We start from the raw sequence: 14088 nt of genomic DNA, 5'->3' as shown, positions 1-14088 counted from the left end.
TGTGAAGGGGTAAGGGTAAATAAGGGTAAAATGGTTACTTAACTTTTTACCGGGTACTATACGTATAAGTTCCGTTAAAAATAGAGGATTAGACCCGGGGAGTTCCCTTGACAGGAGTTTCTTTTCAGGATAACTTCCTAGATAGAGGAGGTAAAAAAATGAAAAAGTTAAAAATCCAAACCCTTGTCGGATATATCATGATAGGGATAGGGTTTTTGGCCCTGACCCCTTTAATAACAGAGGCGAAGACCTTATCAGAAGCCTTTGCAGCATTTAAAGTTACGGAACTCAAGGAGAAACCTCTGGCCCCAGATTTTCAACTCAAGGATTTAAATGGGAATGTGGTAAGCTTAAAGGATTACAGAGGAAAACCCGTTATGCTGTATTTCTGGGCTACGTGGTGAGGAATATGTAAGAAGGAGTTACCTTCTGTCAATAAGGTTTACAACGAATTTAAAGATCAGGGAATTGTCTTTTTATTTGTCGATTTTAAAGAGGATCTCAACACTGTAGCAAAAGCCGTTAAAGAACGGGGTTATGATTTTCCTGTACTGCTGGATGAGACGGGGGAGGTTACTAAAAACTATGGGGTTCGAGGAACTCCTACGGTTTTTTTAATCGATCGTGAGGGAAGAGCTCTGGGAAGTTCGGTAGGAGATCGTAACTGGGATAGCGAGGAAGGTCGTGAAATCCTTAAATTGCTGTTACAATAGGTAAAAAATGCAGAAACCAAGGGTTAGAATCCAGAAATCCCAAGGATCTCTGGATTCTGACCCTTGATTTCTCCTCTTGAAGCTTGTGGTTAAATTAGGGGTTAACATCGATCATGTTGCTACCCTTCGCCAGGCCCGACGGGGGATTGAGCCGGAACCTGTTACCGCGGCCCTTTTAGCGGAACTGGCCGGAGCCGATTGGATTACAATCCATTTACGGGAAGATCGTCGGCATATTCAAGATCGGGATGTGGATCGGCTTAAGGAGGTTCTCCAGATTGGACTTGATTTTGAAATGTCGGTAGCTCCGGACATTGTAAAAAAAGCGTTGGCTACCCGCCCCCATTTCGCAACTTTGGTACCTGAAAGGCGAGAAGAAATTACCACCGAAGGAGGTCTCGATGTTCTGGGACAAAAAGAGATCATTAAGGGAGTTCTGGAAACCCTTAAAGGCGCCGGCATAGAGGTCAGTTTATTTGTGGATCCGGATCCTGAAGTAATTCAGGCTTCCGCAGAACTGGGAGCAGATGCCGTCGAACTCCATACGGGAACCTATGCCAATGCATTAAAAAAAGAAGATATTCAGCAAGAATTAACCAGACTTACCAATGCAGCCAGACAGGCTGCGCAACTTGGACTCCATGTCTTTGCGGGACACGGCCTTAATTATCGTAATGTAATTCCCATTGCACGTATTCCAGAAATGGAAGCCCTCAATATTGGTCATAGTATCATTTCACGATCCATTTTTGTGGGTATAGAACGGGCAGTCCGGGAAATGATTCAACTTATCCGGTAAAGTTTATTACCAACGTATATGCAGGCAAAAGGCCTGCGCTCCTGAAGGGAAGGTTGATGGAAATAAAAAACTTTTCAACTTTCCCTTATGAGAAAACCAACAGAAGGGATCGATTTTTCCACATCTCCCTCCCAAAAAGCCAAAATTTTATCGATAGGAATATACACGACAATTTCCTTGGCTTTTCGCTCACCTTTGACTTTCAACTGGACAAGTTCATCATTTAAAATAGCCATCACATGGCCTTGATAAAAATGAGCCTTACCGAGTTCTATCACCACCTGTCTATCCTGATCTATGAGTTCTTTGAGCTTGCTAATTAGAGATTTCATCCTTATTTCTCTGCCATTATCATGACGAGGGCACCGAAGGAAGCAAAACAAAGGCTTCGATGTTATCCCCCACTAAACCGAATTGCTTCTCCACGAATTCATCCCTTCAACGGGCTCAGGGCAGGTTTTGAGCTGAATTGAAGGGTTCCTCGCCTGACATCTTTTTCCGATCGTTGATACCTTGAGTGAACGAATAGCTTAATCGGAATATATTTTATAGACTCTACAGAATTCGGTCAACAGAAAAACGGTAAAAACCATTGACAGGTTGGTTATCTGTTTATAGGGTATCTACTATGAAACAGCGATTAGATAAGTTGTTAGTCCTTAGAGGATTGGCGCCAACGCGAGAGCGGAGTCAGAGTTTAATCCTGGCCGGAGTTGTTCTGGTTAACGAACAAAAAATAGATAAACCCGGGACTCTGGTCGATGAAAACGCAAATATTCGTGTGATAGGAGCAGACCATCCTTATGTCAGCCGGGGGGGATTAAAGCTGGAAAAAGCACTCCAGGAGTTTAAAATTTCGGTTCAGGATAAAATTGCTATAGATGTCGGCGCTTCCACCGGCGGGTTTACCGATTGCCTCCTCCAACATGGGGCCAGGAAGGTTTATGCCGTGGATGTAGGTTACGGACAATTAGCCTGGAAACTCAAACAGGATCCCAGGGTCATAGCGCTGGAGAGGACCAATATTCGCTATGTAACTCCGGACCTGTTTAAGGAAAAAATGCAACTGGCCGTCATTGATGTTTCTTTTATCTCTCTGACAAAAGTCCTGCCGGTTATTTTGGATCTACTCGAGCCAACGGCAGAGATTATCGCACTGGTTAAACCGCAGTTTGAGGTAGGAAAGGGAGAAGTGGGAAAAGGGGGGATTGTCAAATCCCCTGAAAAACATCGACAGGTTTTAGAATCTCTTCGACAATTTGCCAAAAAGTTGGGTTTAGAAGTCCGGGGTGTTATCCCGTCACCCATAAAGGGAACTAAAGGTAATGTAGAGTTTTTGATGTTTTTAGCCCGCTGAAGAGATTTTAACTATTACTAAAGGCTTATGAAAGCTGAAAGGGACCCAGAGGCCCAGAGATGGAAGGATAAAGAAATCATCTCCAGGTCTCTTCCCATGTTGAGGAGGGGGGAGGCAGGTTATAAAAAACTTACCCCTGGAAAGCTCAAGGGGTTGGGGAGTGGATCCTTTGATGAGGAACTCCGTAAGTCAATACCCGTGGGCTTCTGCGTCCCTGCGTTCTGATGGTTTTGTGGTACTTAATCTATAATTTCTTGGTGGTTCCCCTGCTTTACCTTACTTTTCAGATAGGTTACTACTTCAACGAGAAGATCCGAAAAGGCCTGGAAGGTAGAAAGAATTTGTTTATAGATCTGGCGGCCAGGCGGGCTTTGTGGAAAGACCAGGGAGATTTCAAGATCATCTGGTTTCATAGTGCTTCCCTGGGTGAATTTGAACAGGGAAAGCCTCTTATCGCCGGATTGAAAGAACGGTATGGGGAAAAAATCAAAATTGTCGTCAGCTTCTTCTCCCCTTCGGGTTATGAGCCTGCGCGAAATTATCCCTTAGCCGACCTGGTCTTTTACCTCCCTTTAGATACCCCTTTTCAAGCGAGGAAGCTGATTCACCTGCTTCAACCCGATATATGGATTTTACTAAAATACGATGTCTGGCCCAATCATGTCTGGGCCGCTGCAGAATTGAAAATTCCCATTTTCCTGGTATCTGCCTCTTTACCCCCGTCCTCTAAAAGACTCTATCCCGGAATTAGATCTTTGAATCGATGGGTTTATCGCCACTTACAGATGATTTTTGCCATATCCCCGGCGGATGCCCAAAGGTTCCAACAGATGGGCCTGGAAGCTACGCGGATTATAACCGTTGGAGAAACGCGCTATGACCAGGTCTATTTGAGAAGCCAATCCGTTCAGAATCAGAAGGATTTGCTTCGAAGGTTTTCCTTTGAAGGAAGAAAGCTCGTCGCCGGGAGTACCTGGGAAGTTGATGAAAAGTATCTGATAAAGGCTTTTAAGGTCCTTTCTCCCCAATATCCCGATTTACGGTTGATTTTGGTGCCCCATGAACCTTCTCCCCGACGACTGGGATCAATCTCTCAAGAACTGAAAAAACACGGCCTGGTTCCGATTTTTACCTCTCAAACCAAGAACTTAGAGGCTCCAGATTCCAATCAGGTCATTATCGTAGATCAGATAGGTATCCTGGCCGGCCTTTACGCCGTTGCAGATATTGCCTTCGTGGGGGGAGGGTTTGGAGCCGGTATCCATAATGTGATGGAACCGGCAGCCATGGGTAAGCCGGTACTTTTTGGCCCGGCTATTCACAAAGCTCTGGAAGCCATTCGGTTGCTGGAGCGTGGAGGGGGTAAGGTGGTAAAAAACGATCTGGAATTAATAAGCTGGCTTTCCAGATTGTTGGATCACCCTGCTTTACTACAACGAATGGGAGAAGCTGCCAGGAACCTGATTTTGGAAAATCGGGGAGCTACCGATAAAATTCTGAAATATCTGGAGGCGTACTTGTAAAGGACTTTACATGCAAGTGTGGACATGGCTATTTTTCCTGAGTTTCGTATTCCATCCCCTTGAAGATCCTTCTATAAAAGGGATTAAAGAGTCAGAGTGGCGTGTCACTCTAAAGAAGGATGAAGATCTATCTCAGAAGAATAGACCTTTTAAAAAAAAGCTAACCCGATTGGGCTTGGATGTTTTATTTATAGGTGGAGTTACTACAGGGGTTGTTTTTGCTCGTGAAAATATACAGAAAGCTATTCAAGAATCAGGGGCTTTTGAAAATGTTGTTGATAATTTTAGAAATCCTGTTCTTCGTATAAAGAAAGGAACCCGTTTGGATGATGATCCTTTTCTCATTAACTATATCGCACATCCTCTAGCCTATGCTGGAATGGGCCTCTATTTAAAGGAGCGGGGTTACAGGGATTGGACGGCGCTTCTTTTTACTCAGATACACAATATTGCTTGGGAATTTGCCATTGAAGGGAGTGCCTTCCCGCCTTCTGGGAAGGATCTTGTAACGGATTATTCGGCTTCTATAGTTGGCATTTTTGTTTTGGATCGAGTTTCCCGTTATGGAGAGAAAAAATTAAACACAGAGAGTAGAAGGTTTTATCATTACCTGTTTTACTATATGAATCCTTTTAATGTCTTAAATGATAAATTATTGAAAAAACCAGCTACCCAGGCGTCGAGGATTCCAAAATGGATCAAGCCGGAGATTTTCTTGACCCCTGAGTGGTTAGTTCTTCCCCATGAACACAACTAAAGATCTGGTCCATTTTTATCATCAGCTCAAATTTCGGAATTTGCCTGAAGAAGTTGTGGAAAAGGTTAAAGATCTTTGTCTGGATTTCTTAGGAGTTGTTACGAGGGGTTCTGTCTCGGATTCAGGGATGGTTTCTCAAAAATTTGTTAAAGATCTGAACCGTCCGGGAGAGGGCACCATTATAGGAACCGATCTTAAAGCGGCCGGAGAGTATGCCGCTTTGGCCAACGGCGTTGCTGCCCACAGCCTGGAGTTAGACGACGTAGAGAACGAATCTTCCCTTCATCCGGGGGTTGTGGTATTTCCGACGGCCTTCGCCGCAGGAGAAATGGTGAATTGCAGTGGAGAAGCCTTTATCGAGGCGGTAGTGGCGGGATACGATGTGATTATACGCCTTGGAAAAGGGATTAATCCGGCAGAGCATTATCGGCATGGTTTCCATCCAACGGCGACTTGCGGAGTTTTCGCCGCTACGGTAGTTGCCTCCAAGATCTTTAACCTTACCGAGGACCAAATGCACCATGCCTTTGGAATTGCCGGAAGTCAGGCAGCAGGTTCCATGGCTTATCTCCAAAATGGAGCCTGGACCAAGCGATTTCATCCCGGATGGGCTTCCCACAGTGGGATTTTAGCAGCCTTACTGGCAAAAACCGGATTTACCGGCCCCCATGAAATAATCGAAGGAAAATTTGGATTTCTTCACTCTTATTCGGATAAGCCGGATCTGGAGAAGGTCTTTGAAGGTCTGGGAAAGAATTTTGAGATTATGCGCACCAGTTTAAAGCCCCATGCCTGTTGCCGTTACATGCAACCGCCCATCGATGGCGTTCTGGATCTTGTAACACGCTACCATCTGACCCCGTCCGATATTCGACACATCACGCTAGGTATTCTATCTGCCGGACGACTCCTGGTTGCAGATCCCCCGGAGCAAAAAGTAAATCCCCAGAACATCGTTGATGCTCAATTTAGTGCACCCTTCGGAGCCGCTGTTGCCGTACTAAAACGAAGGGCCTTTTTAGATGAGTTTTCCGTGGAGAATCTTCATCATCCCCAAATCCAGGAACTCATGAGAAAAGTCTCCTGTGTAACCATGCCCGAACTGGAGGCCGAATTTCCTAAGAAATGGAAAAGCCGGGTTATCCTGGAAACCCAGGATGGGAGGAAGTTAGAGAGCCAGATTGAATATCCCAAGGGAGATCCGGAAAATCCCCTGAGTCGAGAAGAGATCGTTACTAAATTTAACACCCTGACCCGGGGAATTTTCTCAGATTCCCATCAGAGGGAAATCGTTGATCACGTTAAAAAGCTGGAAGGTTATTCCCATTTAAGGGATTTTACCAAGCTCCTGGCCTAGCCTTTCAGGAGTATGGGAGTATGGGGGTGTGAGGGTATGGGGGTATGGGAGTACTTCCACACTTCCACACCCCCCATACTCCCACACTTATTCAATCTTATACTGACTTACCGTTTCTAGAAGACCCTTGGAGTGTTCCAGGAGGTCATCGGCAATCTGGGTGGTCTTTTTAATACTTTCCAGATTCTTCTCTATGACTTCACGGATGGCCTGAATGGCCGAGACGATTTGGGAGGCTTCCCGGGTCTGATCGGTGGTAATATTTTTTGCCCTGAGGGCAATTTCCGTAACCGTGTCCATAGCCCGGATGACCTGGGCAACTCCTTTGGTCTGTTCCCCCATGGCCATCTTGACATGGGCTGCCAGGTTTCTCATATTTTCTACGGCCGTAATAATTTGTGAAGAGCTTTTCTGTTGTTCGCCGGTGGCTTTGGTTATCTCTGCAATCATGTGGGTTACATTTTCCATATATTGCATAATTCGTCGGCTACTGTCAGCCTGTTCTTGAGTGGCCTGGGTAATTTTGGAGACGGTTGAGGCTGATTTTTCGGCCCGCGTAATAATTTGCTTTAACATCTCCCCGGTCACATCTGCCAACCTTACCCCCTCTTCAACTTTTTTGATTCCCTCCTGCATAGCCTGAATAGCCATAAGGGCTTCTTTTTGTACATTTTTAATTAAATTCCCGATTTCTTTAGCCGATAGGGTCGAGCGATTGGCCAGTTCTCGGACTTCTCCGGCCACAACCGCAAAACCTTTACCGTGTTCCCCGGCCTGGGCTGCTATAATCGAGGCATTGAGGGCGAGTAGGGAGGTCTGCTCGGCAATATCATTGATCACGTCCAGGATGGCTCCAATTTCTTCCGTACGATCCCCCAGGGTTTGAATAACCTGAGCCGATCTTAACACCACATCTTTAATTTCCCGCATCCCTTCTAAAGTGGATTGCATGGAGTTTTGGCCCGCTACGGCAGCCTGGGTGGTTTCTTCCGATAGTTTACGGGAGTGATCTACATTGGAAGAAACTTCCTGGATAGATGCATTAATTTTATCGATGGCCTTATAAGTCGTCTCGGCATTTGTTAAGAGTTGATGGGTGTTCTTACTGACTTCCCTCACCGACATCATCATCTGTTCTATAGAAGAAGCCGTTTCATTGACCGAGGAGGATAAATCTTCCATTAATTCTGTAACTTCTTCGAAGGTCGCCTTCATTTCCAGCGTGGAAGCTGAAGTCTCTTCAGAAGCCGATGAGAGATTTTCTGCATCCCGTGAAAGTCCCTGGATAGACTGATCCAATTGACGGGTAGAAGTAAAGATCTTTTCTACAGAGTTAAGCTGTTCTTCTGCTCCTATGCCGACCGTTCTGGCCTGGCCTCGAAGGGCTTCGGCGGTGGTGGTAAATCGGGTGGATGACTCCCGAATACGACTCGTTGCGGTTCTTAAGGTGGCTAACATGGCGTTCAAAGCCTTTCCCAGCTTTCCTATTTCATCCTCGGTTTTAACGGGAAGATTTCTCGTAAGATCTCCATTTCGAATGGCTTCCGCAAAAGTAACCATCTCTTTAAGGGGCATGATGATGAATTTACGTGTAAACAGACTTACTCCGACCCATACAACACCCAATGTAATTACGATGATCCAAAGGGTTTTAGACCATAAGGTATTTACTGCACTGAGGATATCCTTTTGGGGAACATAAAGACCTATCGTCCAATCCGCCATCTGGCTTTTACGAGAAATAATTAAATTGTCCTGATAAGCCGTCCATCCTGTGTTCATTCCTCTTTTCTCCATCAGTGACGTGGAGGATTTATCGGAAGTGCTTGAGTTATCATTATAATCTGCTTCTTTCATAGAGGGTTCCAGAATAGCCTGAACGAGAGAGTTATCCAGTTGGGTATCTATCAGGCTTTTATCGCTATGTCCGATCACCCAGCCCTTCGAGTTAATAATAAAGGCTTGACCATGCTCGGGTTTCAACCGTTCCATCTCCTGGTATAAGAAATCCGGCGTGGTAGTAACCATGAGAACTCCTCGCACTTGATTTTGAACCAGATGGGGCATTGCGATAACGATTAATTTTTTTTCAACGACTTTCTCTGGGTGTTTACCTTCGGAAGGTTTGTATTCCTTTAAATACAACTTGACCGGACGAGGGTCTGAGATGTAAACCCTTCCATTTTTAGCTTCCTGGAACCATACTTCGTCAGAACGATTCAGCTTGGTGAGATCTTTAGCCGTAAAATCTTCATCATTGGATCCTCCAGCATAGATATGCTGCTTAACTACCCCATCGAGCCCCACGTACTCTTCTGAGGGAAATACTCCAAAATCTCTAATCTTCTGGTTACCAGGATGAACCAGCATAATCCCAAAGTTAAGGAGATCTCCTTCCTGAGTAGGGGGTTCAAAGGCCAGACCGTTACCTTTTTGTAAAGCATAAACTTCATTATCGACACTGGTTCTGTTAGAACCTACTCCCGTGAAACCCGAAAATAATAGCAGGGTACTACTCCCTCGAATACTCTCGATCCGTTTAATCCGATCGGCTAATCGCTCATCGATTCTTTCCTTGGAGTTCCAAACCATTTGCTCGTACTGCTTGCGGGAATTTTCTTGAAGCGCCCGGCTGGCAACGGTAAAGGAAATAAATCCCAGAGCAATGAGAGGAACCAAAATAAAAAATATAATGAGTACAAAAAATTTATAGCTGATCGTCTTCATAATTTCTCCCGTTTATTCCTGACTTCTCTCGTTAAGATAGGCCATATATCAAGCTTATCTCATCTCATTTCCAGCTTAAAATGTCAAGGAGTTAATGGGATAAAATTTAATTTGCCTGGAGTAAAAGCGATTAAAAAGTTTTCAATAAAAATTTTGAAGGCGAAAAATTGGTTGCAAACCGAAACAGGCAGTTTAATATATAAAAGTTGACAAGATAAATCTGATAAAGTTTAAACCCGGAGGAAATTTTTTAGGGAGGGATAAGCCTATGCCATTGGTTTTCATTTATCAAATGGAAGGAAGAACTCAAGAGCAGAAGCGAAGGGCTATGGAAGGGATTACGGAGGTGATCTGCAAAGAATACGGGGTAGACAAAGAAGCCGTTACCGTTATCATTCAAGAGAAATCAAAAGAGGACTGGGCCCGTGGGGGTAAATTTTTCTCCGAACGGAAGTAAAACAGAAATCGGAAGTTAGAAATTTTTGTTATTCGGACTCCTGAGAACTTAACTACGGAAGTAAAACAGCAGTCGGAGTTAGAAGTCAGAGGTTTTGGTATTCGGGCTTCTGACTCCTGACTATGGGATTATGGAACTTTCAGGAAAAAAAGTTTTAATCTTTGCAGCAGATGAATATGAGGATCTGGAGCTTTGGTACCCGAAGCTTCGCTTAACCGAGGCCGGGGCGAAGGTCACGGTAGCCGGATTAGGAGAGAAAGTATATAAAGGACGTAAAGGATATCCGGTGGAAGTAGACACCGATGTAAGCCAATGCCGGGCAGCAGATTTTGATGCGGTGGTTATCCCAGGGGGTTTTGCTCCGGATCGGTTACGCAGATCCGAACAGGTATTGACCATCGTACGAGATGCCTTTGAGACCGGCAAGGTGGTGGCCGCTATTTGCCATGCGGGATGGGTACCGGTTTCAGCCGGAATCGTTAAAGGAAAGCGGATGACCTGTGTATCCGCCATTAAAGACGATGTGAAAAACGCCGGAGCCGAGTATGTAGATCAACCCGTTGTGGTAGATGGCAATCTTATTACTTCTCGGGTTCCTGCGGATCTTCCGGATTTTTGCAGGGAAATTATTAAAGCGCTGGCGAAATAAACTTAACTCGTCTATCGTCCTCTGTTCTTTGCGATAGAGACCCCAAGAACCCAGAGATAGATAGTTATTTTCTCTGGATTCTTGGGGTCTCTGGGGCTTAGATAAACAACGGACAACGGACAAAAACGGACGTACATGAAATTTTCTAAAGACAAAACAGCGATTTTAGCAGGCTTAACGTTGTGTCATACCTTTAATGACTTTTATAATTGGGTTTTACCTCCGTTGTTACCGGCCGTGATAAAAACTTTTGGCCTCAGCCATTTTCAAGTAGGACTTTTATCTTTTACCAGTATTTTTGTCCAGGCCATCCTTCAACCTACGGTTGGCTACTTTGCTGATCTGCACCGAAAGCGTAAAGCCATTCTCATGATGGGTTTCGTCCTTTACGGGATCGGTATCGCTTCCCTTGGATTGGCTCCGGCTTATTGGGTTTTTTTCCTGCTCTGCCTGGTTATCGGGGTAGGAGCGAGTACCTACCATCCCCAAAGTGCCAATTTCTTATCGAAATATTTTCGAGGAAATCAAGGAAAGGCCCAGGGAATCCACGGAATAGGTGGGAGCCTCGGTTTTGTTTTGGCCCCCCTTACGGTAGGGTTTCTCGTGGATCATTTTGGCTGGCGGAAAAGCTCTTTTCTGCTGGTTCTTCCCGGGATTTTTATCATTCCTTTGATCTGGAAGCTTTTGGAAGAGCCAGAAGCCCGGGGGAACAGGGGATTTACCAGAAATCTCCCCTCTGCCCTTATCTTATTGTCTGTGGTATACGGACTGGATTCCATGGTCCATAGCGGATTTACAACTTTTTTACCCACGTTTTATGTGGAAAAAGGCGCAACCCTTTCCCATGCAGGTATTTTAACTTCCTGTATGTTCATTGCGGGATTGATTGCCCAACCCATCGGCGGTATACTCTTCGATAGGTTCGGAGGACGTTTTGTTTTCTTAACATCCTTTGGTTTTTTGACCGTGTTTACCTTTGCTTTTCTGAACACCCAGGGAACCCTTGCAATTATATTTTCCATTTGCGTGGGCTTTTTTACCCTTTCTCTATTTCCAGTCGGAATGGCCTTTGCGGCAGAACTTACAAAGGGTGAAAAAATAGGAACCACCGTCGGTCTGGTTTTCGGTTCTGCTCAAATCTTTTCTTCTTTTTCTCCTATGCTGGTCGGTCGCCTCGCAGACCGGGTAGGTCTCGGAAATGCCTTCTTTGCCCTCACTGCCGTTGCTTTCCTGGGAGTTATTCTGTCCCTGTTCTTACCTGCCCGCCGCAAAACCGGTACCGTCGGTAGTTCGTTATCGGAAGCCTATAGCCCCTTCGCTGCAGCTAAGGCTCAATCCCCGGCTACCACCCGGGATAAGTCCTGGACAACGGATAACGAACCGATGAATTATTGAGTTATGAAAACGCTTTTAATTTATCCACCGACTTCAGACCCCACTCAGCCTTATCTCAGCCTGGCTTATTTAAGCGCTTTTTTGAAGGAACGAGGGGAAGAGGTCCTCATCAAGGATGCCAATATAGAAGCCTATCATTTTATTTTGGAGCCGGGCTTTTTAAAACAGCTTTATGAGAAATTCCTGGATAAATTAAATTTTTACGAGCCAGGTCAGGGAAGGAAGAAGTCCCATGCCTTGAGCTTTGAAGAACAGAAGGAGTATTTTGGTCTGTATCTTATTTATCCTGAGATCGAAGACATCCTCGAACATATCCAGGAAGCAAAGGAGGTTTTAAAAAACCCGGAAACTTTTTTTGATCCGGAAAAATACGACTGGGCCGTTTGTATTATCAACAAGGCTTTAAAATTTCTCTCGGCGGTTTATTATCCCCTGGAATTGACCTTCACCCAATACAACGTTCCCCTTTACATGACCTCCTATGCCGAACTCCAGCGCGAGATCCGGCGCAGGAAAGATTCCCAGGACCCTCCGGATCCCTTCATGGTCTATTATCAGGACCGACTGATGCCGTTCATAGCCAGTGAGCAACCCGATGTGGTCGGTATTTCCATAGTCTTTCCTGCCCAGTTACTCCAGGCCCTGGTCCTCTGCGACCTGATCAAACGGACTTTTCCTCATGTTCATGTGACGGTTGGGGGGCCTGCCATAACCCAAATGGCGATTCGAATAGAAAAGCCGACCCTTACCAGGCTCTTTGCCCATCTGGATAGTATCGTTGTCTATGAAGGAGAACATGCGCTTTATAACCTTCTAAGCTGCTTACAGGAAGGTCGACCTCTCCAGAATTTACCCCATGTGATCACCTATGATCGGGAGAAGGACCGGCTATTTTTGAATCCAGATCCTTATCTGGAAGATATTAACGCTTTACCCTGTCCGAACTATGAAGGGTTTCCCCTGGATCTCTATTTAACACCTCAGTTGGTTCTTCTCTATGCTCCCACCCGGGGGTGCTATTGGGAAAAGTGTGCCTTTTGCCATTACGGACTGACTGATAAAGCCACAGCCCCCTATCGGGAAAGAAAAGCCGAGTTGATCCTCGAAGATCTACAAACCCTTTCGGAGAAGCATCAAACCTGTTATTTTTATTTCTCCGATGATTTAATCTCTCCCCGGCTCACACTCAAGCTTTCTGAGCTCCTGATCCAAAAAGGGTTAAACATTAAGTGGAGCAGTGATATGCGGTTGGAGAAAACCTTCACTCTGGAACGGTGCCAGACCCTCAAAAAGGGTGGTTGCGTCTCGGTTGCCTTGGGACTGGAATCGGGAAATCAACGGATCCTGGATCTGATGGACAAGGGTATTCGGGTAGAAGAAGCCGAAAAGGTGGTCCGGAACCTTTCTGCCGCCGGTATTGCTCCGCAAATCATGACTTTTCTGGATTTTCCTACCGAAACACGCTCTGAAGCCGAAGATACGTTGGATTTTATCGCCCGGAATCTGGACCACGTAAGCCTGTTTGTCGTAGGTACCTACGACCTGGAGGCCGGTTCAAGAACCGCTTTGGAGCCGGAACGGTACCACATCCAGGAAATCTACTATCTCCGGGGAGATGAATTCAAGACCCACTGCTGCTATCAGATGGATAAACCCTACAAGACCGACGAGGATCGTCTTCGGTTAGATGAACGGATCGACGAACTCTCCCGATACTTTAAACTAAGAACTTATCCCTGGGCCGGAACGGTCAGCGTGGCCCACAGTCAGCTTTATTTTGACCGTTATGGAAAAGATATCTTCAAGATTCTCCGGCAGTCGTTAACGACCCATGGAAGTAAACCTCAAACTCCCTCTATCCAGAGCCGGGAGTTTCAGACCTTGACGCCCCGGATAAAACCGGGAATCCAACTCAAGCGGCTTACCTTCAACTTGAATGAAATCCATGATTATCTCTCCCATTCGGAAGCTCAACTTCAGGAAATCCTGGTAGAAAAGAATCGAAGTGTTGAGCGGGCCCTTTATGAGAAAGTTGTGCAGGATTTACCCAGAGTTTATCCGCTCCCCAGCTGGTATCTTTTCAGAAAAGGACAGACAGCTTTATATATTTCCGAAGAAGTCCGGGAATTACTTTATCTATGTGATGGAACAAAAACTATTCGGCAAATCCTAACGAGAATAGGAAAAAAATATCGCCGCAGAACCTTATCCTATTTGAAAGAGCTTTACGCGCAAGGTATTTTGGAGGGATAGCCTGGGGGCGGGGTTCGTGATACCGGGTCGGTAAGGCTGAGCCGGGAGTGTGACCCTCTGCCTCCTCCCCTTCCTCCTCTCCTGTGTAGGGGCGGGAGGCC

General features: G+C 45.6%; 12 protein-coding genes. 10 read left to right on the top strand and 2 right to left on the bottom strand.

The features are described 5' to 3' along the window. Positions 1 to 158 precede the first annotated feature (158 nt). Both VNM22_09990 and VNM22_09985 read left to right on the top strand, forming a co-directional pair. On the top strand, positions 159 to 713 hold the full coding sequence (locus VNM22_09990) for a TlpA disulfide reductase family protein (GenBank protein ID HWP47480.1): 555 nt from the start codon (positions 159 to 161) through the stop codon (positions 711 to 713). An 85-nt stretch (positions 714 to 798) separates the two neighbouring features. Next, positions 799 to 1512, top strand: a complete 714-nt coding sequence (locus VNM22_09985) for a pyridoxine 5'-phosphate synthase (protein ID HWP47479.1) — start codon at positions 799 to 801, stop codon at positions 1510 to 1512. 74 nt (positions 1513 to 1586) lie between these two features. Here the strand turns inward: VNM22_09985 and VNM22_09980 are convergent, their stop codons facing one another. Then, complete coding sequence (locus tag VNM22_09980; GenBank protein ID HWP47478.1) at positions 1587 to 1844, bottom strand: hypothetical protein; 258 nt, start codon at positions 1842 to 1844, stop codon at positions 1587 to 1589. A 296-nt stretch (positions 1845 to 2140) separates the two neighbouring features. Between VNM22_09980 and VNM22_09975 the strand changes: the two genes are divergently transcribed. The 4 genes from VNM22_09975 (at position 2141) to VNM22_09960 (ending at position 6506) form a co-directional block, all read left to right on the top strand. Continuing rightward, positions 2141 to 2869, top strand: a complete 729-nt coding sequence (locus VNM22_09975; protein HWP47477.1) for a TlyA family RNA methyltransferase — start codon at positions 2141 to 2143, stop codon at positions 2867 to 2869. Between the two features lie 230 nt (positions 2870 to 3099). Next, entirely contained in the window at positions 3100 to 4392 is a 1293-nt protein-coding gene (locus VNM22_09970; protein HWP47476.1) for a glycosyltransferase N-terminal domain-containing protein, read from the top strand. 10 nt (positions 4393 to 4402) lie between these two features. Continuing rightward, a complete protein-coding gene (locus VNM22_09965) occupies positions 4403 to 5149 on the top strand; it encodes a DUF3943 domain-containing protein (protein HWP47475.1) in 747 nt (248 codons plus the stop codon). Continuing rightward, a complete protein-coding gene (locus tag VNM22_09960; GenBank protein HWP47474.1) occupies positions 5136 to 6506 on the top strand; it encodes an MmgE/PrpD family protein in 1371 nt (456 codons plus the stop codon). Before VNM22_09965 ends, VNM22_09960 begins: the two co-directional genes overlap by 14 nt. An 87-nt stretch (positions 6507 to 6593) precedes the next feature. On the opposite strand, the gene VNM22_09955 is transcribed toward VNM22_09960, so the two are convergent. Beyond that, positions 6594 to 9233: a methyl-accepting chemotaxis protein gene (locus tag VNM22_09955; protein ID HWP47473.1), complete on the bottom strand. Its 2640-nt coding sequence runs from the start codon at positions 9231 to 9233 to the stop codon at positions 6594 to 6596. Between the two features lie 199 nt (positions 9234 to 9432). On the opposite strand from VNM22_09955, the gene VNM22_09950 reads away from it, so the two are divergent. From VNM22_09950 to VNM22_09935, 4 genes are all read left to right on the top strand, one after another. After that, complete coding sequence (locus VNM22_09950; protein HWP47472.1) at positions 9433 to 9690, top strand: 2-hydroxymuconate tautomerase; 258 nt, start codon at positions 9433 to 9435, stop codon at positions 9688 to 9690. Between the two features lie 94 nt (positions 9691 to 9784). Beyond that, entirely contained in the window at positions 9785 to 10339 is a 555-nt protein-coding gene (locus tag VNM22_09945) for a type 1 glutamine amidotransferase domain-containing protein (GenBank protein HWP47471.1), read from the top strand. A 135-nt stretch (positions 10340 to 10474) separates the two neighbouring features. Further along, positions 10475 to 11734, top strand: a complete 1260-nt coding sequence (locus tag VNM22_09940; GenBank protein HWP47470.1) for an MFS transporter — start codon at positions 10475 to 10477, stop codon at positions 11732 to 11734. Positions 11735 to 11737: 3 nt separating this feature from the next. After that, positions 11738 to 13987, top strand: coding sequence for a radical SAM protein (locus VNM22_09935; protein ID HWP47469.1), 2250 nt, complete (start codon positions 11738 to 11740; stop codon positions 13985 to 13987). Positions 13988 to 14088 lie beyond the last annotated feature (101 nt).

This window comes from Candidatus Limnocylindrales bacterium (genome assembly GCA_035559535.1).
Taxonomy (GTDB): Bacteria; Moduliflexota; Moduliflexia; order Moduliflexales; family JAUQPW01; genus JAUQPW01.
Note: the sequence above shows the minus strand (reverse complement) of the source record. Positions and strands in the feature narration are given on the sequence as shown.

What these genes read in the sequence shown, in the direction of transcription:
- VNM22_09980 (HWP47478.1), bottom strand. Translation starts at nt 1,844, where the DNA reads ATGAAATCTCTAATTAGCAAGCTCAAAGAACTCATAGATCAGGATAGA.
- VNM22_09975 (HWP47477.1), top strand. Translation starts at nt 2,141, where the DNA reads ATGAAACAGCGATTAGATAAGTTGTTAGTCCTTAGAGGATTGGCGCCA.
- VNM22_09965 (HWP47475.1), top strand. Translation starts at nt 4,403, where the DNA reads ATGCAAGTGTGGACATGGCTATTTTTCCTGAGTTTCGTATTCCATCCC.
- VNM22_09960 (HWP47474.1), top strand. Translation starts at nt 5,136, where the DNA reads ATGAACACAACTAAAGATCTGGTCCATTTTTATCATCAGCTCAAATTT.
- VNM22_09955 (HWP47473.1), bottom strand. Translation starts at nt 9,233, where the DNA reads ATGAAGACGATCAGCTATAAATTTTTTGTACTCATTATATTTTTTATT.
- VNM22_09940 (HWP47470.1), top strand. Translation starts at nt 10,475, where the DNA reads ATGAAATTTTCTAAAGACAAAACAGCGATTTTAGCAGGCTTAACGTTG.
- VNM22_09935 (HWP47469.1), top strand. Translation starts at nt 11,738, where the DNA reads ATGAAAACGCTTTTAATTTATCCACCGACTTCAGACCCCACTCAGCCT.